The 25,917-nt window shown below is 70.5% G+C and carries 16 protein-coding genes and 1 pseudogene; 13 read left to right on the top strand and 4 right to left on the bottom strand.

The window, feature by feature from the left end; all coding sequences use genetic code 11:
• The first annotated feature begins 10 nt into the window (after positions 1–10).
• Genes C8K30_RS25670 through C8K30_RS25660 form a run of 3 tightly spaced genes read left to right on the top strand, consistent with a single transcriptional unit; the run spans position 11 to position 2,330 of the window.
• A complete protein-coding gene (locus tag C8K30_RS25670) occupies positions 11–541 on the top strand; it encodes an ATP/GTP-binding protein (protein ID WP_233257459.1) in 531 nt (176 codons plus the stop codon).
• Between the two features lie 47 nt (positions 542–588).
• On the top strand, positions 589–1,794 hold the full coding sequence (locus tag C8K30_RS25665) for a cytochrome P450 (protein ID WP_108495750.1): 1,206 nt from the start codon (positions 589–591) through the stop codon (positions 1,792–1,794).
• The gene (locus C8K30_RS25660) at positions 1,794–2,330 is read left to right on the top strand and encodes a hypothetical protein (protein ID WP_108495749.1); all 537 of its coding nucleotides are present in this window, start codon (positions 1,794–1,796) and stop codon (positions 2,328–2,330) included. The genes C8K30_RS25665 and C8K30_RS25660 overlap by 1 nt, the downstream gene beginning before the upstream one ends.
• 118 nt (positions 2,331–2,448) lie before the next feature.
• Here C8K30_RS25660 and C8K30_RS25655 read toward each other — a convergent pair whose 3' ends face one another.
• Entirely contained in the window at positions 2,449–3,969 is a 1,521-nt protein-coding gene (locus C8K30_RS25655) for an NAD(P)/FAD-dependent oxidoreductase (protein ID WP_108495748.1), read from the bottom strand.
• A 157-nt stretch (positions 3,970–4,126) separates the two neighbouring features.
• Here C8K30_RS25655 and ligA point away from each other — a divergent pair, with 157 nt between their 5' ends.
• Together ligA and C8K30_RS25645 are read left to right on the top strand one after the other, a co-directional pair.
• Positions 4,127–6,535, top strand: a complete 2,409-nt coding sequence (ligA, locus tag C8K30_RS25650) for an NAD-dependent DNA ligase LigA (RefSeq protein ID WP_108495747.1) — start codon at positions 4,127–4,129, stop codon at positions 6,533–6,535.
• 507 nt (positions 6,536–7,042) lie between these two features.
• Positions 7,043–10,027: a family 16 glycoside hydrolase gene (locus tag C8K30_RS25645; RefSeq protein WP_199230706.1), complete on the top strand. Its 2,985-nt coding sequence runs from the start codon at positions 7,043–7,045 to the stop codon at positions 10,025–10,027.
• Between the two features lie 94 nt (positions 10,028–10,121).
• Here C8K30_RS25645 and C8K30_RS25640 read toward each other — a convergent pair whose 3' ends face one another.
• Positions 10,122–11,303, bottom strand: coding sequence for an ROK family protein (locus C8K30_RS25640; protein ID WP_199230705.1), 1,182 nt, complete (start codon positions 11,301–11,303; stop codon positions 10,122–10,124).
• A 75-nt stretch (positions 11,304–11,378) separates the two neighbouring features.
• Between C8K30_RS25640 and C8K30_RS25635 the strand changes: the two genes are divergently transcribed.
• The 8 genes and pseudogenes from C8K30_RS25635 (at position 11,379) to C8K30_RS25600 (ending at position 24,497) form a co-directional block, all read left to right on the top strand.
• A complete protein-coding gene (locus C8K30_RS25635) occupies positions 11,379–12,905 on the top strand; it encodes a sugar ABC transporter ATP-binding protein (protein ID WP_108495745.1) in 1,527 nt (508 codons plus the stop codon).
• A 17-nt stretch (positions 12,906–12,922) separates the two neighbouring features.
• On the top strand, positions 12,923–13,879 hold the full coding sequence (locus C8K30_RS25630; RefSeq protein WP_233257483.1) for an ABC transporter permease: 957 nt from the start codon (positions 12,923–12,925) through the stop codon (positions 13,877–13,879).
• An 86-nt stretch (positions 13,880–13,965) separates the two neighbouring features.
• Positions 13,966–15,021, top strand: a complete 1,056-nt coding sequence (locus C8K30_RS25625) for a substrate-binding domain-containing protein (protein ID WP_108495743.1) — start codon at positions 13,966–13,968, stop codon at positions 15,019–15,021.
• A gap of 75 nt (positions 15,022–15,096) precedes the next feature.
• The gene (locus C8K30_RS25620; RefSeq protein ID WP_233257458.1) at positions 15,097–16,293 is read left to right on the top strand and encodes a Gfo/Idh/MocA family protein; all 1,197 of its coding nucleotides are present in this window, start codon (positions 15,097–15,099) and stop codon (positions 16,291–16,293) included.
• Between the two features lie 52 nt (positions 16,294–16,345).
• Positions 16,346–19,573, top strand: a pseudogene (locus C8K30_RS25615) (ThuA domain-containing protein); the annotation flags it as partial.
• Between the two features lie 80 nt (positions 19,574–19,653).
• Positions 19,654–20,655, top strand: coding sequence for a sugar phosphate isomerase/epimerase (locus C8K30_RS25610; RefSeq protein ID WP_108495741.1), 1,002 nt, complete (start codon positions 19,654–19,656; stop codon positions 20,653–20,655).
• A 174-nt stretch (positions 20,656–20,829) separates the two neighbouring features.
• A complete protein-coding gene (locus C8K30_RS25605; RefSeq protein ID WP_108495740.1) occupies positions 20,830–23,484 on the top strand; it encodes a PQQ-dependent sugar dehydrogenase in 2,655 nt (884 codons plus the stop codon).
• The gene (locus tag C8K30_RS25600) at positions 23,484–24,497 is read left to right on the top strand and encodes a sugar phosphate isomerase/epimerase (RefSeq protein ID WP_108495739.1); all 1,014 of its coding nucleotides are present in this window, start codon (positions 23,484–23,486) and stop codon (positions 24,495–24,497) included. Before C8K30_RS25605 ends, C8K30_RS25600 begins: the two co-directional genes overlap by 1 nt.
• A gap of 152 nt (positions 24,498–24,649) precedes the next feature.
• Here the strand turns inward: C8K30_RS25600 and C8K30_RS25595 are convergent, their stop codons facing one another.
• Both C8K30_RS25595 and C8K30_RS31420 read right to left on the bottom strand, forming a co-directional pair.
• Positions 24,650–25,321, bottom strand: coding sequence for a GNAT family N-acetyltransferase (locus C8K30_RS25595; protein WP_233257457.1), 672 nt, complete (start codon positions 25,319–25,321; stop codon positions 24,650–24,652).
• Positions 25,322–25,479: 158 nt separating this feature from the next.
• Positions 25,480–25,917 (bottom strand): hypothetical protein (locus C8K30_RS31420; protein ID WP_233257456.1); only part of this gene is annotated, 438 nt, incomplete at its 5' end.

Genomic DNA, 25,917 nt, shown 5'->3' with positions numbered 1-25,917 from the left:
GATCCTCGTCGTGGGCGCTTTCGGGGTGGGCAAGACGACACTGATCGGCGCGGTCAGCGAGATCGATCCGCTGCGTACCGAGGAGCGGATCACCACGGCCAGCGTGGGCATCGACCCGGGGCAGCCGAACAAGGAGACGACGACGGTCGCGATGGACTTCGGTCGCATCACCGTGACCGACGACATCGCCCTGTACCTGTTCGGCACCCCGGGTCAGCGCCGCTTCTGGGATCTGTGGGCGGGACTGGCCGACGGCGCCGTCGGCGCGCTGGTCCTGATCGACACCCGGCACCTCGAGGACAGCTTCGAGGTTCTGGACCAGCTCGAGCTGCACACCAAGATCCCGTTCACGGTGGTCGTCAACCAGTTCCCGGACTCGCCGGACTACCCGCTGGAGCGGGTCCGCGCGGCGCTGGACCTGCTGCCGGAGACGCCCATCGTGGAGTGCGACGCACGCGACCGGCCGTCCGCCGTCCTGACCCTGATCACCCTGGTCGAGCACGCCATGACCTTCCCGGTGTTCCAAAAGGTCAACGCGTGACATTGGCCAACAGACTGTATCGGCGCCTGGAGGACATTCCAGACCGGATGCAGCTGTCGGACATCACGACGGCTCGGGACCCGCACAAGCTCTACGAGCGGCTCCGTGACGACTGGGGTCCGGTGGCCCCGATGGACCTGGAGCCCGGCGTTCCCGCCTGGCTCGTCCTCGGGTACGACGAGGCGAGCAGCGTGATGCGCAACGAGTTGCTGTTCTCCCGCAACTCGCGCAACTGGCGATACGTCAAGGAGCGCTCCCTGCCCGCGGACTCGGGCGTGTTCGCCGCCCTGGCCCCGCGGGAGAACGCCTACTTCCTCGACGGGATGCAGCAGCGCCGGCTGCGCGCCCCGCTCGACGACGCACTGGGCGCCGTCGACGAGAAGCGCCTGGCGCGCACCGTCGCGGTGACGTGCGAGGCGATCATCGACCGCCTGATGCCGCGCGGCGAGGCGGACCTCGTGAGCGAGTACGCGGTGGCTGTTCCCGTGATGGTCATGACCGAGATGTTCGGCATGAGCCTGTCCGACGGGAACAAGATGCACGAGCTCACCGAGGCGCTGTACGCCGGCAAGGAGAAGGCGCGCGCGGCGGCCGTCGAGCAGGAGTCGCTGCTGGCGGTGCTCGTCGCGACGCACCGGGCGGAGCCGGGCGAGGACCTGACCACCGCCCTGGTGAACCACCCGAACCATGCGAACGACGTCGAGGTCATGGCCTCGATCGGCGTGATGTTCAGCCTGGGGCACGACGCCGAGATCGCGTGGATCGCGAGCACGCTGCACATGATCCTGACCGACCCGGCGTTCGCCGCCCGCGTGCGCCGCGGCCGCCTCGACCTCGACGACGCGCTGGACGAGGTGTCGCGGCGCAACCCGCCCGCGCCGCACGTGCTGCCCCGGTTCGCCCGGCAGGACTGCGAGCTCGGCGGGCGCCGGATCGCGCTCGGCGACGCCCTCGTCCCCGCCGTCGCGGCCGCGAACGCCGACCGGGCCATTCGCACGGACGACCCGTGGGAGGAGCTGGGCAGCCGGTTCCATCTCACGTGGGGCGCGGGCGCGCACGCGTGCCCGGCGCACCGGATCGGCCCGCTCATCGGCCGCATCGCCGTGGACACCCTGCTGCGCCGCATCCTCGACATGGAGCTGAAGGTGTCGTCGGACTCGATCAAGATGTCGGTCTCGCCGTGGTCGCGCTACCCGCGCAGCCTGCCGGTCCGGTTCACGTCCCCGGAGGGCACGGGCCAGGCCGAGCGCTGATGACGCAGACCCTGACGCGGAGCGAGACCCTGCAGACGGACTCGATCGGTGAGCTCGTGGACAGCCCGCTGTTCGACGTGACCTGGGAGCAGCAGGACATCACGTTCCCGCTGGCGACCTTCGACCCGCTGTCGGACGGCGAGCCGCACCTGACCGACGTGCGCCTCAGCGCGGAGGTCCTGGAGCGCGCGCTGCGGTTCGTGTCCCTCTCCTGCGAGTGGTCGCTCGCCTCCTCCGCGACCTCGTCGGGGCGATCGCTCGACGGGGAGTTCCACCTCCCGCACCTGTACCTCGCCCTCGTCAGGGACGCGCCCCGGTACAACGACCTGGCCTTGAGCTATCCCGAGTACCTGGACGTCCTGCGGCTGACCAAGGGCGTCTTCGGGTGGCAGCTGCTGTTCGTCGATGTCTCGCTGCGCGAGCCGGGCCTCCGGCCGCACCTGGAGAGCATCACGACCATGCTCGAGGTGTTCCCGTCCGTGTTCCCGCAGCACGACTACGCGCCGTTGCAGGGCCGGCTGGCGGCGCGTCTCTGACGGGTGCGCGGCACGCGCGTCGTCGTCGCACGCACCGCTGGCCTGGCCCCAGACGCACCGCGGGCCCGGCCGAAGGATCGGCCGGGCCCGCGTCTGCCGGGAGCGTCGCCCGACGGCGTCAGGAGTCGGAGCCGACCCGCTCCTTGCCCGGCTGCAGGCTGATCTTCTCCTTGAGCCGCGGCACCACGTTCTTGTAGACGGACGGGTCGATGGGCAGGAGCCACTGGACGGCCCGGGCGCGCGGGCTGATGTTCACGCCGGCCTCGTCGAGGGTCTCGTCGATCTGGTGCATCGAGAACGGGATGACGTTGGTGCCGCGGGCGTGCTTGCCGCCCGTGCGCTCCTCCATCCACGCCACGCGCTCGGCCACGTGCTTGCGCCGCTCCTCGACCGAGGGCAGGTCCAGCGCGCCGCCCAGGTAGGCGGCGATCCAGATGGCGCCCGCCTCGGCGGACAGGGGCGAGAAGAACGACGAGTTGTAGCCGGAGAAGGTCAGGTGCGGCACGCCGTGCGGCAGGATCTGGCGGTAGAGCTGGTAGTTGCCCTGCTCGTCCTGCAGGCGCGCGGAGATGGCGTCGTCGAGGAACGGCACGCGCTGGTGGAACCCCGTGCCGCAGACGACGAGGTCGGCGGGGATCCGTGCGCCGTTGCTGAGCACCGCCACCGGCTGGTCGCCCTCGGTCTCGAACCGCTCGATCTCGGCGTCCCGGTGAACCGCGATGGCGCCGTCGGCGACCTGCTCGTAGAAGCTGTCGGTCGACAGCGACACCTGGCTGTTGGCGATGTCGGCGAACTCGCCGTGCGGGACCAGGTCGAGCTTCTTCAGCTTGAGCTGCCAGGTGGCGACCGAGCCGATGCTCGCCAGCATCGACGCGCGCACCTTGTTGCCGCGGCCGTGCAGGAACTTCTCCATCCCGCCGGTCAGCTCCTGGTACCGGAACAGGGCCTCGCCCAGGCGGGACAGCAGCAGGTACTTCATGTTGAGGACGTTGGCTATGCGCTTGGGCATCTTCCACAGCAGGTGCCGGGCCACGACGGTGGTGGACTCGGCCACCGGACCGATCTCGGCGGCGACGTCGCACGCCGACTTGCCGTACCCGACCACCACCACGTTCTTGCCGCGGGCGTCGTCCAGGGTGTTGAGCTGGCTGGAGGCGACGAGCTTGCCGCCGGCGCGGACGAGGTCGGCGTAGCCCGGGTACTGCGGGAAGACGGGGTCGGAGAAGACCCCGTTGGCGACCACCAGGTGGTCGAACCGCTCGGGCGCCGAGACCGGGGCGCCGATGCGGCGGGCCGTGACCATCCAGCCGTCCTCGGCGTCGGTGAGCTCGGCGCGGACGACCTCGGTCGCGAGCCGCAGGTACGGGCGCAGCTCGAACGTCGAGACGTAGCGCTCGAGATAGGCCTGGACCTGCTCGCCCGTCGGCCACTCGGGATAGTCGCGCGGCATCGGCAGGTCGGTGAAGGCGTACGAGTCCTTGTTGTTCTGGGTCCGGAGGCCCGAGTAGCGGCGCGTTGCGCTCCACACCCCGCCGACGTCGGGCGCCTTCTCGAAGACGGTGACGTCGTGCTCGAACTCGCGGAGAATTTTCGCGGTGGCCAGACCTGCGAAACCGGCACCGACGACGGCGATCTTCAAGGGACCCCTGCTCTCGTGTAGATTCCTGGCATTTTTCCCGAATGGTAGCGGGACCCGACCGTGCGCGATAGGTGCGGATCGGGGCGAATGCCCAGGTCGGCAGCCTCTTCGGCGCAAGCTTCCGCGGGTGACCGCTCGGATGTCAGTGGTTCAGTCCATGATTGTGTCTGTGAGCGAGACGACAGGCATCCTGGGACCGGCCGAGACGGGCGACGAAGCGGCGGCGCAACGCCGATGGGCTGAGCTGGTCGCCATGATCGAGGAGGACCGGCGAGCGTACTTCGAGGACGACGCCCCCGTGTCCTCGGACGCCGAGTACGACGCGCGGATGCGCGAGCTGCAGGCGCTCGAGGCGGCCCACCCCGCGCTGGTGACACCGGAGTCCCCGACGCAGAGCGTGGGCGGCGTGGCGACGGCGGGCTTCGCCACGGTCGAGCACATCGAGCGCATGCTGTCGCTCGACAACGCCTTCAGCACCGAGGAGCTCGGGGTGTGGGCGGACAAGGTGCACCGCGACCTCGGCACCGATACCCCTGGCCTCCTGTGCGAGGTCAAGATCGACGGTCTGGCGATCTCCCTGGTGTACGAGAAGGGTCGCCTGGTCCGCGGCGTGACCCGTGGCGACGGCCGCGCGGGCGAGGACGTGACGCGCAACGTGCTCCGGATCGCTGAGATCCCCCAGCAGCTCTCCGGCGAGGACCATCCCGACGTGGTCGAGGTGCGCGGCGAGGTGTTCATCCCGGTGGCCACGTTCGCGCGGCTCAACGAGCTGCAGGGGCAGCTTCGCGAGCGGGTCGTCGACGAGGCACGGGAGCGTTCCGGAAGGCACGCCGGTGGCAAGGAGTTCGACGTGGAGCGAGCGCGCATCGCCGCGCTCCGCCGGTTCCCGCAGTTCGCCAACCCGCGTAACGCTGCGGCAGGCGGCCTGCGGCAGCTGCTGGAGAACAAGGACGGGCTCGAGCTGGAGGCGGGCGTCGCCCGCGTCGAGGGCCTGCGCATGTACGCGCACGGCGTGGGCGCCCTGCAGTGGGAGGCGGGGCAGCACGCGGAGCTGGAGCGGCAGTCCGACGCCTACGTCCTGTTCACGCAGTGGGGTATCCCCGTCTCCCCGCACAACCGGGTGGTCGACGGTCTGGACGGCGCCCTGGAGATGATCGAGTACTTCCGTGAGCACCGGCACGACATCGAGCACGAGCTCGACGGCATCGTCCTCAAGGTCGACGCCCTGGAGCAGCAGCGCCGGCTGGGCTCGACCAGCCGCGCGCCGCGCTGGGCCATCGCCTTCAAGTACCCGCCGGAGGAGGTCAACACCCGGCTGCTCGCCATCCAGATCGGTGTGGGCCGCACCGGCCGCGCCACCCCGTACGCGGTGATGGAGCCGGTCAAGGTCGCGGGCTCCACCGTGCGCCAGGCGACGCTGCACAACCAGGACGTGGTGAAGGCCAAGGGCGTACGCATCGGCGACGTCGTGGTGCTGCGCAAGGCGGGCGACGTCATCCCCGAGATCCTCGGGCCGGTGACGGCCCTGGCGGGCGACGGCTACCCGCGCGAGGACTTCGTCATGCCCGCGAACTGCCCCGAGTGCGGCACGCCCCTGCGCCCCATGAAGGAGGCCGACGTCGACCTGCGCTGCCCCAACGCGGAGTCCTGCCCCGCGCAGGTGCGTGGACGGGTCGAGCACATCGGCTCGCGCGGCGGCCTCGACATCGAGGCGCTCGGCGAGGTCACCGCCGCGGCGCTCACCCAGCCCGACGTGCCGGACACGCCGCCCCTGGTCACGGAGGCCGAGCTGTTCTCGCTCACGCTCGACCAGCTCCTTCCGATCGAGGCTGTCGTCCGCGACGCCGAGACCGGCCTCCCCAAGATGGACGACGACGGCGTGGTGCGGCACCGAACCCCGTTCCGGCGCAAGCTCTTGTACGGCAAGGCGCAGCGCCTCGCCGCCGAGGAGTCCGGCGAGACCCTGCCGGAGTGGGCACCGTCGGCGAACGCGACCAAGCTCCTCGAAGAGCTGGAGCGCGCAAAGACGAAAGACCTCTGGCGCATGCTCGTCTCGCTGAACATCCGGCACGTCGGTCCGGTCGCGGCGCGGGCGCTCGCGGGCTGGTTCGGGTCGGTGGACGCGATCGAGGCGGCGTCGGAGGAGGAGCTGGCGGCCGTCGAGGGCGTGGGGCCCGTGATCGCCGCCGAGATCAAGGCGTGGCTCGAGGTGGACTGGCACCAGGGGATCCTCGCGGCGTGGCGCGCGGCGGGCGTGCAGCTCGCCACCCCGGGGCATCCCGGCCCCGCGGTGATGGCCGAGACGGACACCGAGCCCACCGGCCCGCTGGCCGGCCTGACCGTCGTGGTCACCGGCTCGCTGGTGGACTTCACGCGCGACGGTGCCAAGGAAGCGATCATTGCCGCGGGCGGCAAGTCCGCCGGATCGGTCTCGAAGAAGACCGACTACGTGGTGCTGGGGGAGAACGCGGGGTCCAAGGCGGCCAAGGCCGAGGCCTTGGAGATCCCGACCCTCGACGAGGACGGCTTCAAGCTGCTGCTGGAGGGCGGCCCGGAAGCGCTGTAATCGCCGGCGATCGCGGGGGACCGCTTCGAGAACGACTTGGGGTACCGAATCCAGCCCGGATCGGTACCCCAAGCTGATGACACCCCACCGCGCCCGAACCGCAAGATGCCGGTCCATCCGGCAGCCGAGCCGAAAGTTGTACGTCCACGAGCGCCCTGTTGGACGCGGATCCGGCGGTTCGGCGCTCGCCGCGACTCGGGAGTTGCGGTTCGGCGGCCTCCCGGGTCTCGCCGAACCGACAGCAAGTTGTGGGTCTATCCGGCGGCCGAGCAGAAAGCTGTGCGTCCCTGAGCTCTTGTTTGGACTCGCCGTCTGCGGTTCGGCCCCGAGTTCGTTGGACCGGACCGCTGCTCCAAACATAACGATGATCTCCTGACAACTTTTGCTTGACGTCCGACAGAAGTCCTCGTAGGTTCTAGCCGCAAGGTCAACGCCGACCGAGGAGAGCTCATGCGACAACGTGGAACCAATTCCCGCACGAGACAGGCAGCCGCAGGCGCGACCGCCGTGGCACTGACAGCGGTGATGCTGGCCGGGACGGTCCCCGCCGCGACGGCGGCGGACGATCTGCCGCCCCAGGAACCAGGCGTCACCCTCCGCACCTACGACCTGGCTCGCGATCTCAGCGAGCTGTGCACGCTCCGCTCGGGTCAGACCCCGAACGTCGACCGGCTCGCCCCGACCATCGACTACGCGACGGACGCGGACTTCGGGATGAGCGAACACTTCATCGCCCACGCGCTCGCCAACCTGGACGTCCCGGCAGCCGGCAACTACGAGTTCCGGCTCACCAGCGACGACGGCTCGCGCCTGGTCATCGACGACCAAGTCGTCATCGACCATGACGGCCTGCACGGGGCGGAGCCGAAGGAGGGCACCGTAGCTCTCGAGGCCGGGTTCCACGACCTGCGCGTGGAGTACTTCGAGAACGGGGGCGACAACGTGCTCCGGCTCGAGTGGCGGCCGCCGGGTGCCACCGACTTCGTCGTCGTCCCGCAGAGCGTGCTGAGCACCGAGGCCGGCGTCGTACGCGTTACGGCCCCGGGCACCAAGTACTGCGAGGGCCAGGACGAGTCGGCGGGCGACGGCATGCGCCTCGACTCCGTCTACCCGGGCTACACCCTCACCGACCTGCGACCCGAGGGCTTCGAGCCCATGGTCGCCGGACTCGACTGGACCGACGACGACCGCCTCGCCGTGCTCACGTCCGGCTCGGTGAGCCCCGGCGGCTGGGTCGAGGACCCGGAGCCGGGCGAGGTCTTCCTGCTCGACAACGTCACCGGTGACACCTCCAAGGACCAGGTCACCGTCGAGAAGGTCGCCACCGACCTGTTCAACCCGATGGGCGTGGCCGTGATCGGGGAGTCGATCTACGTCTCCGAGCGCGACAAGCTCACCGAGCTCACCGACCCCGACGGCGACGGCTTCTACGACGACCACCGCACCGTGGCCGAGTGGCCGTTCGGCGGCAACTTCCACGAGTTCGCCTTCGGCCTGCTGCACGACAGGAATTACTTCTACGTCAACCTGTCGGTGGCCATCAACAACGGCGGTGCCACCACGGACCCGCAGCCCGCCGAGAACCGCGGCACGGCCATCCGGATCGACCGCAGGACCGGTGAGGTCGAGTACGTCGCCGGCGGTCTGCGCACGCCCAACGGCATGGTCAAGGGCCCGGACGGCGAGATGTTCGTGATGGACAACCAGGGTGCCTGGCTGCCCAGCTCCAAGCTGGTGCACATCGAGGAGGGCAAGTTCTTCAACCACTTCACCAACCCCTCGGGCCCGTACGACGCCGAGCCCGTGTCGGCGCCGGCCCTGTGGGTGCCGCAGAACGAGATCGGCAACTCGCCGAGCGCGCCGGTGCTGCTGGAGGAGGGTCCCTACGAGGGCCAGCTGGTGTTCGGTGACGTCACCTACGGCGGCCTGCAGCGCGGCTTCCTGGAGCAGGTCGACGGCGAGTACCAGGGCGCGGTGTTCCGGCACTCGGCCGGTCTGGAGGCGGGCGTCAACCGCACCGTCGTCGGGCCCGACGGCGCCCTGTACGTGGGCGGCATCGGCGAGGGCGGTAACTGGAGCGAGCCGGGCAAGCTGCGCTACGGCCTGCAGAAGCTCGTGCCGAACGGCGAGGACGCCTTCGACATGACCGAGATGCGCGCCATCACGAACGGGTTCGTGGTCGAGTACACGCAGCCGCTGTCGGACGAGGCGGTGGCCAAGATCGCCGAGAACCCCAACGCGGCGTACCGGATGGACCACTGGCGTTACGTGCCCACGCGCGCCTACGGCGGGCCGAAGATCGACGAGCGGCCGCTGTTCGTCGCGGGCGCCAAGGTCTCCCGCGACCGTACGAAGGTCACGCTCACCGTGGACGGGCTCGAGCCCGGCCGCGTGGTGCATCTGCGCAGCCCGCGCCCGTTCGCGGACGCCGAGGGCCGCGAGCTGTGGAACACCGAGGCCTGGTACACGCTCAACGCGATCCCGGGCTACACGGCCCCCGCCGAGCGCGGGTATCACGAGGCCGAGGAGGCGACGCTCCGCGGCTCCGCGAACGTGGCCACCGAGCACAGCGGGTACTCGGGCTCCGGATTCGCGGCCGGCTTCACGAGCCCGGGCGCCTCGGCGACCTTCACCATCACCGTCAAGCGCACGGGCACCCAGCCCGTGAGCCTGCGCTACTCGAACGGTCCCAACCCGTTCCAGGGCACCAAGGAGGTATCGGTGCTGGTCAACGGCCAGGAGGTCGAGCCGTGGGCGCTGGAGTCCACGGGCGACTGGAAGACGTGGGCCACGGCCACACGCGACCTGCCGCTGAAGAAGGGCGTCAACACGATCACCCTGCGCTACGACGAGGACGACGACGGCAACGTCAACCTCGACGCTCTCAAGGTCGGGGCCGGCGCCGCGGACATCTGCACCCCGGAGCGCTACGAGCGGGGCTACCAGGCCCTGTTCGACGGCACCCTGGAGTCCCTTGACGGGTGGCGCCTGGCGGGCGCCGGCTCGTTCGGCCGCCAGGCCGACTGCTCGATCCGCAGCACCGGGGGAATGGGTCTGCTCTGGTACACGGGCCAGGAGCTGGGGCAGTACAGCCTCAAGCTGGACTGGAAGCTCGTGAAGGACGACAACGGCGGCATCTTCGTCGGCTTCCCGAACCCGGGGAACGACCCGTGGGTCGCCGTGAACCAGGGCTACGAGATCCAGGTCGACGCGAGCGACGAGCCAGACCGCACCACCGGGGCGATCTACACCTTCCAGGGTGCGGACCCGGAGGCCGTGGAGCGGGCGCTGAACCCGCCGGGCTCCTGGAACTCCTACGAGATCCGGGTAGTGGGGCAGACCATCAAGGTCCTCCTCAACGGGGTGCTGGTGAACGACTTCGTCAGCACCGATCCTGCGCGTGACCTCGCCCAGGGGTACGTGGGCCTCCAGAACCACGGGGGCGGGGAGACGATCTACTACCGCGACGTCCGGGTGAAGAACCTGGACTGACCCTGCCGAGATAGAACCAGGGCGAGATGGAACCCCAGCGTTACTGGGGTTCCATCTCGCCCTGGTTCTATCTCGGCGGGGGAGGGGTGCGTGGTCAGGCGACCAGGCGGTCTACCGCCTCCGAGGAGAGCGCCTGGTCCACGGCCATGGCGCTCGCGCCGAGCACACCCGCCTGCGTACCGGTGCGGGCCGTGACGATGCGCAGGTGCTGGGTCGCCAGGGGCAGGGACCGCTGGTAGACCACCTCGCGGATGCCGGCCACGATGTGCTCCCCGGCGTCGGCCAGGATGCCGCCGATCACGATCATCGACGGGTTGAGCAGGCTGACGCTCGTGGCGAGCACCGCGCCGATCTCCCGGCCGGCCTGGCGGACCGCCTGGCTCGCGGCGACGTCGCCCGACCGCACCAGCGCGACGACGTCGGCGGGCGTCTTCGCACCCTCCAGCTTGTTGGCGACGGCCTGCCCGCTGGCGATGGCCTCCAGGCACCCGACGTTGCCGCACCGGCACACGATGTCGGTGACGCCGGGGACGGCGACGTGCCCGATGTCGCCCGCGGAGCCCTGGGCGCCGCGCCGCAGCGCGCCGTCGGCGATGATCCCGGCGCCGATACCGGTGGCGACCTTGACGAACAGCAGGTCGGCGACGCCGGGCCAGGCCGTCCGGTGCTCGCCGAGGGCCATGATGTTCACGTCGTTGTCCACGAGCACCGGCGCGTGGAACCGGGCGCCGAGGATCGCGGGGACGTCGGCGTCGTCCCAGCCCGGCATGATCGGCGGGTTGTTCGGCTTGCCGGTGGCGTGCTCCACGGGCCCGGGCAGGCCGACGCCGACCCCGGCGAGCTCGCTGGTGGACCGGCCGGCCTCGCGCAGCAGCTCGGCACCGGTCTCGGCCACCCGGTCGAGCACGGGACCCGGCCCGTCCGTGATCAGCAGGGGCAGGTCGCGCTGCGCCAGGATGTTGGAGGCGAGGTCGGTCACGGCGAGCCGCGCATGCGTCGCACCGAGGTCGACACCCAGCACGACCTGGGCGGACGGGGCGAACGCGAAGGTCGCGGGCGGCCGCCCGCCGGTCGACGTCGCCTCGCCCGCCGGGGCGATGAGCCCCGCCGCCATGAGCAGGTCGATGCGCGCCGCGACCGTCGACCGCGCCTGCCCCGTGACGGCCGCGAGGTCCGCTCGCGTGCGGGGTCGCCCGTCGCGCAGGAGCTGGAACATATCGCCCGCCCCGGACACCTTGGGTACCTGCTGGACCACTTCTCGTGCCACTTCCACCATGTCTCTAGTCAATCATGGCCAACAAAGTCTCGACTTTTGCTTGACGATCGCCAAAAGTCCCTCTACGTTCGATACATGGTCGATGCGGACCCCCATGAGGCGGTGGAGCCTCTGCTGCGTATGCGTGGCATCGTGAAGGAATTCCCCGGCGCGCGAGCGCTCGACGGCGTGGACCTCGAGGTCCGCCCCGGCGAGGTGCACTGCCTGCTGGGCCAGAACGGGGCAGGCAAGTCCACCCTGATCAAGATCCTGGCCGGGGCCCACCAGCCAACGGCGGGCGAGATCCTGCTCGATGAGGAGCCGGTCACCATCCCGGACCCCGTCGCAGCCCTGAAGCTCGGCATCGCGACGATCTATCAGGAGCTCGACGTCGTGGACGGCCTGACCGTCGCCGAGAACATCTACCTCGGGCACGAGCTCGCGCGGGGCGGCGTCAGCCGCCGGTCCGACGCCGCGCGTCGTACCCGCGAGATCATGCAGCGCCTCGGGCACCCGGAGATCACGCCGCACCGCGAGGTCGGCCGCCTGCCCGCCGCGGGCAAGCAGATCGTCTCGCTGGCCCGGGCGCTGTCGCGCGACGCGCGCGTCGTCGTCATGGACGAGCCGTCTGCCGTGCTGGACTCCGAGGAGGTCGGCAACCTCCACCGCATCGTGCGCGAGCTCACCGCGGACGGCGTCGCCGTCGTCTACATCTCGCACCGGCTGGAGGAGATCCGGCAGCTCGGCGACCGGATCACCGTGCTCAAGGACGGCCGGACCGTCGCGACGAGCCTCCTCGTCGCGGACACGCCGACGAACGACCTGATCAAGCTCATGACGGGCCGCGCGGTCGAGTACGCGTTCCCCGACCGCCCCGGCGTCCCGGAGGGCGCCGCGCCCGTCCTGGAGGTCGAGGACCTCGGGCTCGGCGACGTCTTCAACGACGTTTCCCTCACGGTCCGGGCCGGCGAGATCGTCGGCCTGGCGGGCCTGGTCGGTTCGGGCCGCTCCGAGATCCTGGAGACGATCTACGGGGCCCGGCGGTCGACGTCGGGCAGCGTGCGCGTGGGCGGCAAGCGCCTGCGTTCAGGTGTGGACGCGGCCGTCGCGGCAGGCGTTGGCCTGTGCCCCGAGGAGCGCAAGAGCCAGGGCCTGCTCTTGGACGAGCCCGTGTACCGCAACATCACCCTGTCCACCTTCGCGCGTATCGCGCGCGGGGGACTGCTCGACGAGGGCGCCGAGCGTGCCGCGGCGCGTGAGCAGGTCGAGGCGCTCGACCTGCGGCCCGCCTCGGTGGACCGCAACGCGCGCACCCTGTCGGGCGGCAACCAGCAGAAGGCGCTGCTCGCCCGCTGGCTCGTGCACGGCTGCCGCGTCCTCCTGCTCGACGAGCCCACCCGCGGCGTCGACGTCGGCGCGCGCGCCGAGATCTACAGCCTGATCCGCCGCCTGGCCGACGACGGCGCGGCCGTGGTCGTCGTGTCCAGCGAGATCCCCGAGGTGCTCGGCCTCGCGGACCGCGTGCTGGTCATCTCCGACGGCAAGGCGGTCCACGAGGGCCCGGCCCGCGAAATCGACGAGCACGCCGTGCTCGACCTGGTCATGGAAGGAAGTGTCGCGTGAGCGCACGATCGGGTCTCATGGGCCCAGCCCTGCGAATGGGTGGCCTCGTGTTCGCCCTGATCCTCCTGGTCGTCGTGGGAGCGGTGACCGCCGGCGAGCGATTCATGAGCCCCGGCAACCTCACCACCATCCTCAGCCTCGCGGCAGTGACCGGCGTGGTGAGCATCGGCATGACCTTCGTCATCACGTCCGGTGGCATCGACCTGTCGGTGGGCGCGGTGCTGGGCCTGGCATCGATCTGGGCCTCGACCCTGTCGACCCAGTACATGGCCGAGGACTACGGCTGGTGGGTCATCGTGGTCACCGCTCTGGCCGTCGGCCTGGCCGCGGGTCTGGTGAACGGCGCGCTCATCGCGTACGGCAAGGTCCCGGCGTTCATCGCGACGCTCGCCATGCTGGCCGCGGCCCGCGGCCTCGCCGAGATCATCGCCGGACGGCGCACGCAGATCGTCGACGTGGAGCCGTTCTTCGACGTGTTCCAGGCTCGCCCGCTGGGCCTGCCGACGATCGTCTGGATCTTCGTCGTGGTCGCCGCCGCCGGGTGGTTCCTGCTGAACCGTACGACGTTCGGACGGCGCACCGTCGCGGTGGGTGGCAACCCGGAGGCGTCCCGCCTGGCGGGCATCAAGATCAAGCGGCACACCCTGTACCTGTACGGGCTCGCCGGGCTGACGGCGGGAATCGGCGCCGTGATCATGCTGGCCCGCACCACTGCCGGGTCCTCGACGCACGGAACGCTCCTCGAGCTGGACGCCATCGCGGCGGTCGTCGTGGGCGGCACGCTGCTGGCCGGCGGCCGCGGCACCATCACCGGCACCGTCCTGGGCGTCCTGATCTTCTCGACGCTCACCAACATCTTCGTCCTCAACAACCTCGACAGCTCGGTCCAGGCGATCGCCAAGGGCGCGATCATCGTGGTCGCCGTGCTGCTGCAGCAGTGGTTCGCCTCGCGTGAGAAGGCGACGAGCACATGAGCTCGCCGTCATCCCGGCGCCAGCACACAACCGAGTACGTGTCCCAGCCAGCCAACCAGCTTCACCCCGGATCAAGGGAGATCATCATGACTTCGTCTATCGCAGTTCGCACGCGCCGGGTGTCCGGCGCCCTCGTCGCCGTGGCGTGTACCGCGCTCGTCGTCGCCGGTTGCACCAGCAACGAGCCCCGCGAGACCGAGGAGACCGCCACCGGCCCCGTCACGGTGACCGAGAACGACGAGCCCGGCGACGAGGTGGTCATCGGGTTCTCCGCCCCGGCCGCCGACCACGGCTGGATGGGCGCCATCACCTCGGCGGCCCGGGCCGAGGCCGAGAAGTACGAGGACGTCGATCTTCAGGTCGCCGAGGGCACCAACGACGTCAACGTGCAGATCAGCCAGATCGAGGGCTTCATCGAGCAGGGGGTCGACGCGATCGTGCTCCTCCCGTTCGACGGCGCCGCCCTGACGGACGTGGCACTGGAGGCCATGGAGGCGGGCATCCCCGTCATCAACGTGGACCGCGAGTTCAGCAGCCCGTTCGCCGCCCGCTCCACGGTGCTGGGCGACAACTACGGCATGGGCGTGAGCGCGGGTACCTACATCTGCGAGCAGCTGGGTGACAACCCGGACGCGGTGGTCGCGGAGATCGCCGGTATCGATGCCCTGCCGCTGACGACCGACCGCAGTGACGGCTTCAAGGACGCCCTGGACGACTGCGGGCTCGACGTCGACGCGCGCGTCGCCGCCGACTTCACGGTCGAGGGTGGCGAGGAGGCGGCCGCGAACCTGCTGTCCGCCGAGCCCCAGATCGACGCCATCTGGAACCACGACGACGACCAGGGCGTCGGCGTGCTCGCCGCCATCGAGAACGCCGGCCGCGACGAGTTCTTCCTCGTGGGCGGCGCAGGGTCCAGCAACATGATGGAGCTGATCCAGTCCGGTGACAGCGTCGTCCAGGCGACCGTCATCTACCCCTCCACCCAGGCCGCGGACGGCGTCAAGCTCGCCCGCCTGGTCGCCCAGAACAAGACGGTGAGCGACCTCGCATCGATCGGCGTGCCGCGCACGGTCCAGCTCTTCGCGCCCGTCGTCACGGCGGACAACGTCGAGGAGTACCTGCCCATCGGCTTCGACTCCTGACGCGGTGACGGATCGGACGACGCCCGCTCGGGCGTGCGACACGGCAGGTGAGCGAACAGTGGGGGGAGGCGCGGTATGAGTAGCGGTACGAGTACTGGTACGAGCAGCGAGCTCGGGGTCGGCATGGCCGGCTACGCGTTCATGGGTGCGGCGCACTCGCAGGCCTGGCGCACGGCGCCGCGGTTCTTCGACCTGCCGCTCGTGCCGCGCATGCGCGCGGTCGCGGGGCGGGACGCCTCGGCGGTCCGCGCCGCGGCCGAGCGCCTGGGCTGGGACGACGCCGTCACCGGGTGGCGCGAGCTGCTGACCAGGGACGACGTCGGGCTGGTCGACGTCTGTACGCCCGGCGACACGCACGCCGAGATCGCGATCGCCGCGCTGGAGGCGGGCAAGCACGTCCTGTGCGAGAAGCCGCTGGCCAACACCGTGGCCGAGGCGGAGGCGATGGCCGCCGCCGCCGAGGCCGCGGCCGAGCGGGGCGTGCTCGCGATGGTGGGGTTCACCTACCGTCGTGTGCCCGCGATCGCCCTGGCCCGACAGCTGGTCGAGCAGGGCCGGATCGGTCAGGTGCGGCACGTGCGCGCGCAGTACCTGCAGGACTGGATAGCGGACCCGCAGGCGCCGATGTCCTGGCGCCTCGACAAGCAGAAGGCCGGCTCTGGTGCCCTGGGCGACATCGGCGCCCACGTGGTGGACCTGGCGCAGTACGTCACCGGCGAGTCGCTCACGGGGGTGAGCGGCCTGCTCGAGACCTTCGTGCACGAGCGCCCGGAGGCGGCGTCGTCCTCGGGCCTGTCGGGTGTGGCCGACGGCGGCCGCACGGGCAAGGTGACGGTGGACGACGCCGCGGTGTTCCTCGGGCGGCTGTCGGGTGGCGGGCTGGCGAGCTTCGAGGCGACGCGCTTCGCCTGGGGCCGCAAGAACGCGATCCGGCTGGAGGTCAACGGGTCGAAGGGCTCGCTGGCCTTCGACTTCGAGGACATGAACCTGCTGCACTTCTACGACGCGGAGGAGGCTCCGCAGACCGCCGGCTTCCGCCGGATCATCGTCACGGAGCCGGAGCACCCGTACGGCGGCGCGTGGTGGCCGCCGGGCCACGGCCTCGGCTACGAGCACGCGTTCACGCACCAGGTGGTGGACCTGATGGGCGACCTGGCCGTCGGGCGACAGCCGACGCCGTCGTTCAGCGACGGCCTGCAGGTCCAGCGGGTGCTGGACGCCGTCGAGCGCAGCTCAGCGGGCGGCGGGGGGTGGGTGCCCCTGACGTCCTGAGCTTTTGGGCACCACCGCACGAGAACTGACCCGACTCAATGAGGAGCTCCAGGTGAGAAACGTGCAACGAACCCGCCGTGTCCTGCGGACGGCGGTCGCGGCGGCTGCCGTGGCCGCCCTCGGCATCCCGGCGGCGCTGGCCTCGGCGGTCGAGCCGCCCGCGGCACCCCAGACGGCGTCGAGCATCGGGCTCGCCGACCGGTCGGCGAGCAGCCCGGCGAAGCCCGACAAGCCAGGGAAGCCACCGAAGCCGCCGAAGCCTGACAAGCCGGCCCATGCCGAACCGTTCGACGCGCTCGTCTTCTCCAGGACGACGGGCTTCCGGCACGGTTCGATCCCGGTCGGCATCGAGGCGATCACGCAGCTCGGCGCGGCGAACGACTTCACGGTCACCGCCACCGAGGACCCGAGCGTCTTCTCGGACGAGGGCCTGGCCGACTACGAGGTGGTCGTCTTCCTGTCCACCACTGGCGACGTGCTCGACGCCGGCCAGCAGGCCGCGTTCGAGCGGTACATCCAGGGTGGCGGCGGGTACGCGGGCATCCACGCGGCGTCGGACACCGAGTACGACTGGCCCTGGTACGGCGACCTGGTGGGCGCCTACTTCCTCAGCCACCCGGCGAACCAGGACGCGACGATCGACGTCGAGGACCCCGCGCACCCTTCCACCGCGCACCTGCCGGACCGCTGGGACCGGCACGACGAGTGGTACAACTTCCGGTCCAACCCGCGTGGCGACGTGCACGTGCTGGCCAGCCTGGACGAGGACAGCTACGACCCCGGCTCGGGCGCGATGGGCGCCGACCACCCGACCGCCTGGTGCCAGGTGTACGACGGCGGCCGGTCCTGGTACACGGGCGGCGGGCACACGGACGAGTCGTACGCGGAGCCGGCGTTCCAGGAGCACCTGCTGGGCGGCATCCAGACGGCCGCCGGCGTCGTCGACTCGGACTGCAACGCGACGCAGGACGCGAGCTACGAGACGGTGCCGCTGGACGAGAACACGGCCAACCCGATGATGCTCGACGTCGCGCCCGACGGCACGGTGTTCTACGTGGAACGCGACGGCCGGGTGCAGCTGATCTCGCCGGAGACGAACCTGACCACCACGGCCATGACCCTGGACGTGACGCTCGCCAACGAGGACGGCCTCACGGGAATCGTGCTCGACCCCGGCTTCGCCACGAACCACTGGGTCTACCTGTACTGGTCGCCGGCGGACGTCGGCGAGGACGGCCCGCACAACCGGGTCTCGCGGTTCACCTACGACCCGGCGGCCGGGACGATCGACCCGGCGAGCGAGGCGGCGGTCCTGAAGGTTCCCACGCAGCGCGAGCGGTGCTGCCACGCGGGCGGCGACATGCAGTTCGACTCCCAGGGCAACCTCGTGCTCGTGACCGGGGACAACACCGACCCGTTCGAGTCGAGCGGCTACGACCCGATCGACGAGCGGCCGGGCCGGGAGAACTTCGACGCGCAGCGCACGGCGGCCAACTCGAACGACCTGCGGGGCAAGGTGCTGCGCATCCACCCCGAGCGGGACGGCTCGTACACGATCCCCGAGGGCAACATGTTCGCGCCGGGGACCGAGCTGACGCGCCCCGAGATCTTCGCCATGGGCTTCCGCAACCCGTTCCGCATCGGCGTGGACCAGGCGACCGACAACATCCTGGTCGCCGACTACGGGCCCGACGCGGGCGCTGCCGACCCCGCCCGCGGGCCCGCTGGCACCGTCGAGTGGAACGTGGTCAGCGAGCCGGGCTTCTACGGCTGGCCGTACTGCACGGGCGCCAACAACGCGTACGTCGACTACGACTTCGCCACCGGCGAGTCCGGTGCGTCGTTCGACTGCGCGGGCGGCGTCGTCAACGACTCGCCGAGCAACACGGGCCTGACCCAGCTGCCGCCCGCCCAGGAGGCGGAGGTCTGGTACGGCTACGGCGGCAACCCGGACTTCCCCGAGATCGGGGGCGGCGGCGCGCCGATGGGCGGGCCGGTCTACGACTTCGACTCGGAGCTCGAGTCCGACGTGCAGTGGCCGGCCTACTGGGACGGCAAGGCGTTGTTCGGCGAGTGGAACCAGGGCAAGGTCTACTCGTTCCAGCTCGCCGGCGACCAGCGGGACGACCTGGTCGACATCAACCGGGTGCTGCCCGGGGTCCTGGACCCCACGGCGGGCTTCGACCGGCCCATGGACATGGACTTCGGGCCCGACGGCGCGCTGTACGTCATCGACTGGGGCTCCGGCTTCGGCGGCAACAACGACACCAGCGGGGTCTACCGGGTGGACTACAGCCAGGGGAACCCGTCGCCGATCGCGCAGGCCTCGGCCGACGTGACCGACGGCGCGGCCCCGCTGGCCGTGCAGTTCTCCTCCGAGGGCACCCGCCACCCCGCCGGCGAGCCCCTCACGCTGCACTGGGACTTCGGCGACGGGACGACGTCGACCGAGGCGGACCCGGCGCACACCTACACGGAGAACGGGTCGTACACGGCTCAGCTCACCGCGACGGATGCCGCGGGCGGGACCGGGGTGGCCAACGTGACGATAGTCGTCGGCAACACCGCACCCACGGTGTCCATCACGTTCCCGGACGACGGCGGCATCTTCGCCTGGGGCGACCAGGTCCAGTACGAGATAACCGTCGACGACCCGGACGGGACGGTGGACTGCGCCGACGTCACGCTGTACACCTCCCTGGGCCACGACGCGCACTCGCACCCCATCGAGGAGCTGACCGGTTGCACGGGCGTGCTGCAGACGGCCGCGGACGGTGGTCACGACGCCGAGGCGAACCTCTTCTGGACGCTGGAGGCCACGTTCCCGGACGACGGCGGCGCGGTGGGCATCCCGCTCACCGGCAGCGACCTGCAGGTGCTGCAGCCCAAGCGGCTCCAGGCCGAGTTCTTCACCGACACCGGCCGGCTCGCGGGCTCGACCAGCGGCGGCGACCCCGGCGTGCAGCGCGAGGGCACGGGCGACAGCGCGGGCGGCGGCCAGAACATCGGGTTCATCGAGCCCGACGACTGGTGGGCCTACGAACCGCTCAGCCTCCACGGGATCGACGCGGTCACGCTGCGCGCGGCCTCGCCGAGCGGCGGCGGGCCGATCTCGGTGCGCTGGGGCGCGCCCGACGGCCCGGAGGTCGGCAGCGTGACGGTGCCGGCCACGGGCGACTGGCAGGTGTACACCGACGTCACCGCCGAGCTGCACGACGTCCCAGAAGGCACCGGGAAGCTGTACTTCGTGCAGACGGCGGGCCAGTCCAACGTGAACTGGCTCGACTTCGTGGGGGACGGCGTGGCGTACCAGCCGCCGTCGCCCCGCCCCCCGACCAGGCACCTACGACGGAGGAAACCATGGCACGACCGATCACCCTGTTCACCGGCCAGTGGGCCGATCTACCGCTCGAGGAGGTGGCACGCCTCGCCTCGGAGTGGGGCTACGACGGACTCGAGCTGGCCTGCTGGGGCGACCACCTGGACCCGTGGCGCTGGGACGACGACGAGTACGTCGCCGGGCGCCTCGACCTGCTGGAGCGGCACGGTCTGAAGGTGTGGGCGATCTCCAACCACCTCAAGGGCCAGGCCGTCTGTGACGACCCGATCGACCAGCGGCACCGCGACATCGTGTCGGACCGGGTGTGGGGCGACGGCGATCCCGAGGGCGTGCGACAGCGCGCGGCGGAAGAGATGAAGAACACCGCCCGCCTCGCCGCCAAGCTCGGGGTGAAGACGGTCATCGGCTTCACCGGCTCCGCGATCTGGAAGTACGTGGCGATGTTCCCGCCGGTCTCCGACGCCGCGATCGAGGCCGGCTACCAGGACTTCGCCGACCGCTGGAACCCGATCCTCGACGTGTTCGACGAGGTCGGCGTCCGGTTCGCCCACGAGGTGCACCCCAGCGAGATCGCCTACGACTACTGGACCACCGTCCGGACGCTCGAGGCGATCGGCCACCGCGAGGCGTTCGGCCTCAACTGGGACCCCAGCCACATGGTGTGGCAGGACCTGGACCCGGTCAGCTTCCTCTGGGACTTCAAGGACCGGATCTACCACGTGGACTGCAAGGACACGAAGAAGCGCATGACGAACGGCCGGAACGGCCGCCTGTCGTCGCACCTGCCGTGGGCCGACCCGCGCCGCGGCTGGGACTTCGTGTCGACCGGGCACGGCGACGTCCCCTGGGAGGACGCGTTCCGGATGCTCAACACGATCGGCTACGACGGCCCGATCTCCGTCGAGTGGGAGGACGCGGGCATGGACCGCCTCGTCGGCGCACCCGAGGCGCTCGAGTTCGTGCGCTCGCACGCGTACGACGCGCCGGACTCGGCGTTCGACGCCGCATTCTCGACCCGCTGACGTCCTCGACCCGCTGACGCGGCCGACCCGCTGACAGGGAGGTACGACCAGGAACGAACCTGCACCACCCCGGCGTCGCCGTACGACGCGGGAGTAGAAGACCGGGCCCCGCACGAATGGGATGCGGACGGGACCCGGCCGGCGTGACCAACTCGACGAGGAGCTGCATCACGGATGAAGAGTATCCAGGCACGCGCTCATGCGCGGCATCAGACGGCGTTCGCGGCGCTCGCCGCGACCGCGTTGGTCGGGGCGGCACTCGTGGCCACGCCGACGGCGTCCGCCCACGACGGCGAAGCCCACGACGTCGCGGCCGCGGCCGCTACCGACTGGGCCAACTACGAGAAGATCCTGCTCACCAAGGACGTCGGTGAGCCGATCGACATGGCGGTGCTGCCCGACCAGCGGGTGCTCCACACGGCCCGCAACGGCGACGTCCGCCTGACCGACCCGGCGACGGGCGTCACCAGGGTCGTCAACACCCTCGACGTGTACGCGAACTCGGAGGACGGCCTGCAGGGCATAGCCCTGGCGCCGGACTTCGCCACGAGCAACGAGGTCTACCTCGTGTACGCGCCGCGGGACGCCGACGGCGACGGCGAGACGGACACGCCGACGGGCAACGCACCCAACACCCTGCCCGCCGGCGAGGACGCGAGCTACTGGGACCGGTGGCTGGGCGTGAACCGCCTGTCGAAGTTCACCTGGACGGGCGACGCCCTCGACCCCGCGTCGGAGCAGCCGATCCTGGACGTCACGACGCAGCGAGGACAGTGCTGCCACGTCGGCGCGGACATCGACTTCGACGGCGAGGGTTATCTCTACCTGTCGACCGGTGACAACACCCCGGCCGGCACGCCGGGCGCCAGCGGGTACGCCCCGAACAACGACGCGCCGAACATGAACCCGGGCTTCGACTCGCGTCGCGGCGCGGGCAACACGAACGACCTGCGGGGCAAGATCCTGCGGATCGACGTGAAGGACGAGATCCCGGCCGGTGCCCCGCCGGGCGCGGGCAGCACCTACGACATCCCCGAGGGCAACCTGTTCGCCCCGGGCACCGAGGGCACCCGTCCCGAGATCTTCGTGATGGGCGTGCGCAACCCGTTCCGCATCGAGGTGGACCCGGAGACCAGCTCCCTGTCGTGGGGCGACTACGGGCCCGACGCCGCCGCGGCGAACGCCGACCGTGGGCCGATGGGCTACGTGGAGTGGAACGTCGTCGGCCTCGACGACCCCCACAACTCCGGCTGGCCGTACTGTCACGGGCCGAACGCTGCCTACAACGAGTGGAACTTCGAGACCGCGACGCCGCGCGAGTTCTTCGACTGCGCGGCACCGCAGAACAGCTCCCGGTGGAACACGGGCCTGATCGACCTGCCGCCGTCCCGCGCGGCGACCGTCTACTACGGGGACCAGCCGGGTCAGCAGCCACGCGACGAGCTCGTGAACTTCGGGTCGGGCAGCGGCCAGGCCCCGATGGGCGGCCCGGTCTACCACTACGACGCGGAGAACACCGCGCCGGGCAAGCTCCCTTCGGTCTGGGACGGCAAGGCGTTCTTCGGCGAGTTCTCCCAGGACTACTACGCGGCGTTCAGCGTGGACTGGTCCACGTTCGAGGTCGGCGAGATCGAGAACTTCTTCCCCAACGCCGATCTGCAGGCCGCCGGCATGCCGATCAACGACAACCCGATGGACCTCGAGTTCGGTCCGGACGGCTCCCTGTACGTGCTCGAGTACGGCGACGGCTTCTTCCGGGCCAACCCGGACGCGGGCCTGTACCGGATCGACTACGCGGAGGGGAACAAGGCGCCGCAGGCGTCGTTCACGGCCACGCCGGAGTCGTCGTCGTCCGCACCGCTGGAGGTCGCGTTCGACGCGTCCGCGTCGAGCGACCCGGACGGCGACGCGCTCACCTACGAGTGGGACGTCGACGGTGACGGCACCTTCGACCTGACCGGCCCCGAGGTCACCCACACCTACACGGAGCTCGGCGTCTACACGGCTCGCCTGCGCGTCACAGACGGCAGCGGGAAGCGGACGCTGACCTCGACGTCGATCAGCGTGGGCAACCAGGCGCCCGAGATCACCGTCGACCTCCCGGCCGACGGCGGGTTCTTCGACTGGGGCGACGACGTCCCGTTCCAGGTGTCCACCGAGGACGCCGAGGACGGCACCGAGACCGTCTGCACGCGGGTCGCCTGGTCCTACGGCCTCGGCCACGACCAGCACGCGCACCCCGAGGTGTCGGGCACGGGCTGCACGGGCGTCTTCCCGACCGATCCCAACTCCCCGGAGCACGGCGCGGGCGCGCACCTGTACGGCGCCGTCGTCATCACCTACACCGATAACGGGGCCAACGGCCTGCCGCCCGCCGCGGGCGAGGCGACGCTGCGCCTGAACCCCAAGCTGCAGGAGGCCGAGCACGCGACGCTCGAGGGCGCCGAGGTGGTCGAGGACGAGGCGGCCTCGGCCGGCGCGTACGTGGCCGGCCTGGGCAAACGGGACTCGCTCGCCATGGAGCGGGTGAGCCTGTCCGGCATCAACAGCGCCACCGCGTCGGTACGCGGCAGGGGCACGCTCCAGCTGCGCTGGGGCTCGCCCACGGCGAAGCCGTTCGCGACGGCCAAGGTGAACGCGCGCACGTGGCGCGACGTCGGGCTGTCGTTCCGCGACCGCGAACGCACGGGGACGCTCTACATCACGGCGACCGGCGGTCTCGACCTCGACACGGTGACCATGGTCGGCGAGGGCGTCGGGACGCCCCCGCCGGCCGAACAGAACTCGACCGGCCCGTCCGGGGCCGCTCGGACCGAAGGAGAGCAGTGATGGAACCACGCACTGACGTCGACCGCAGGAACTTCCTGAGGCTGGCTGGCGGCACCGTGGCCGTGGGCGCGGCGTCGCTCGCCGGCGCGGCCCTCGCGGGCAGCGCCGCAGCTTCCACGCTCACCCCGACGACGGCCGCCGCCACCACGGCCGCCGGCGGGGGCCGCGTGCTCGTGCCGCCGGGCAACATCGGCATCCAGCTGTACTCGATCCGGGACAAGGTGTCCTCGCTCGGCTTCCGCGCCGTGTTCGAACGCCTCTCGGCCATCGGGTACAAGGAGGTCGAGTTCGCCGGGTACACGCAGGGCCAGGTCGGGGCGATAACCCCGCAGGAGATCCGGCAGTTGCTGGACGACAACGACCTGCGCGCCGTCGGGTCGCACCGCGGCATCTCGGACTTCGCGAACAACATGGAGCTCGAGCTCGACAACGCCGAGATCCTGGGCATGAAGCACATCGGCACGGCCCAGGCCCCGACCGGGGACCGCACGGTCGCGGGGTACCTCGCCGCGGCCGAGCAGTTCAACGGCTTCGGCGCGGCGGCGCGCGCTCGCGGCCTGAAGTTCTACCAGCACAACCACGACGGGGAGTTCAGCTTCGCCACCGACGACCCCGACGTGCGCCTCTACGACGTCTTCTACGACAACACCGACCCGAGGACCGTCTTCCTCGAGATGGACGTCTTCTGGGCTTTCGTGGGCCAGCACCGGTACCCCGGCTTCGAGCCGGTGGACTACATCAAGCGCAACCCGTACCGGTACCCGCTCCTGCACCTCAAGGACGGGCAGGTCAACCCGGAGAGCTCCGCGGGCTACGACATGGTGGAGTTCGGGATCGGCGACCTGCCGTACACCGAGTTCCTGTCGGCGCTCCCGGGCGGGGGGCAGCGGCACGGCGTCTGGGAGCAGGACAACGCAGCGACGGTCCCGGCGCCGGGCTACCCGGCCGACTCGTTCGGCAACGCCCAGCGCTCCTACGTCGAGGTCCGCTCGCTGCGGAGCAAGCGCTGCTGAGTGAGGGCTGCTGAGCGAGCGCGTGTGAGTGCGCGCCGCTGAGCGAGCGCATGTGAGTAAGCGTTGCTGAGCGAGCGCGTGAGGGGTGTGGCCGACGCCGTCCGGCGTCGGCCACACCCTTCTGCTGAGCGGACCGGGCTTGCCTGCCCTGCCTACGGGCGGGTCCGCAGGAGCACGACGTCGTCATGCTCCAGACCACCCACGAGGTAGGTGCGCTTGCCGATCACCTCGAAGCCGCTCTTGCGGTAGAAGGCCTGGGCGCGCAGGTTGGCCGCGTTCGTCGCCAGCCAGAAGGGCAGGTCCGGGCCGAGCTCGGCCGCGACGACGGAGGCGGCCCGCATGAGCTCGCCCGCCACGCCGCGCCCCTGCACCTCTGGGTGGACGTAGATCTTGGACAGCTCGACGTAGGGGGCTCCGCGCCCGCTCGCCGCGCGGACTGCGTCGGCCTCGGCCACACCTTCAGGGGTCCCGCGGATCAGGAGCGCATAGCCGAGCAGCTGGCTGCCGTCGTCGTACACGAGCAGCGCATGCCTGTCGCTGGTGGCCCACTCGCGAAACTGCGGGAGGGTCAGCTTGTGCGCGATGTGCGTGGCCATCTCCGACCGCGACGCCTCGGGCGGGCAGGCGAGGGGGAAGGTGAGGGCGGCGAGCCACGCGGCTTCGGCCGCATCGTTGACGGTCGCGCTGCGCACGACGCCGGGGCGCGTCGTGGTCGTGCGGGGTGCCGTGCTCCCCGCAGTGCTCTCTGCAGTGCTCGGTGCGCTGCTCGGTGCTGTTGGTGTCTCGGGGGCGGCAGGGGACGCCGCTGTGCGCTCGCGTGTCACGACACGAAGGTAGTACTCGGCTGCCGACAGGCGAGCGAAACGCGGGTACCGGAAAATGCTGGTGCGGTGCGGGGCAAAGGACAGCCGTCGAGACGTGCGCGACGGGAACCTGCACCCCATGGGCGTGGCCCCCGTCACAAGCGCTGTTCGATGTCGCTTCATGATCTGTTCAAATGCGCGCTGACCTGCGGAAACACGTTGTGCCGCAGGCCACCCCGGCTGAGTTGGCGCACACGCGGGATCGTGTGTAATGTTCTCCAGGTCAGCCCGACGGGCAGACGGACACCAACCGGAAACGGTTGGGTGGCCGCGCCGGGGTTGAAACCCACATCGCAAGACCGAGGGACTTCGTGTTCCCCGGATTCGATGAGGTCGCCGAATTCGGCAGGCAGGTTGCAATTCCTTCCAGTTCTGAGAACGGAAGCGAATTTGATCGGCCGAAAGAATCTGGTAAGTTTGAGGAACTGCCCCGGGCGGTGAAGCGATCGGAATGGTTGCGGATCTGGCGGTGTGCGTCGGTTGTTTGAGAACTCAACAGTGTGCTTGATAGTCAATGCCAAATTGTTTGGCCCTTTGCGGGGTGTGGCTTTGCTGAC

It is taken from the genome of Promicromonospora sp. AC04 (assembly GCF_003058225.1).
In the GTDB taxonomy this organism is placed as follows: domain Bacteria; phylum Actinomycetota; class Actinomycetes; order Actinomycetales; family Cellulomonadaceae; genus Promicromonospora.
Note: the sequence above shows the minus strand (reverse complement) of the source record. Positions and strands in the feature narration are given on the sequence as shown.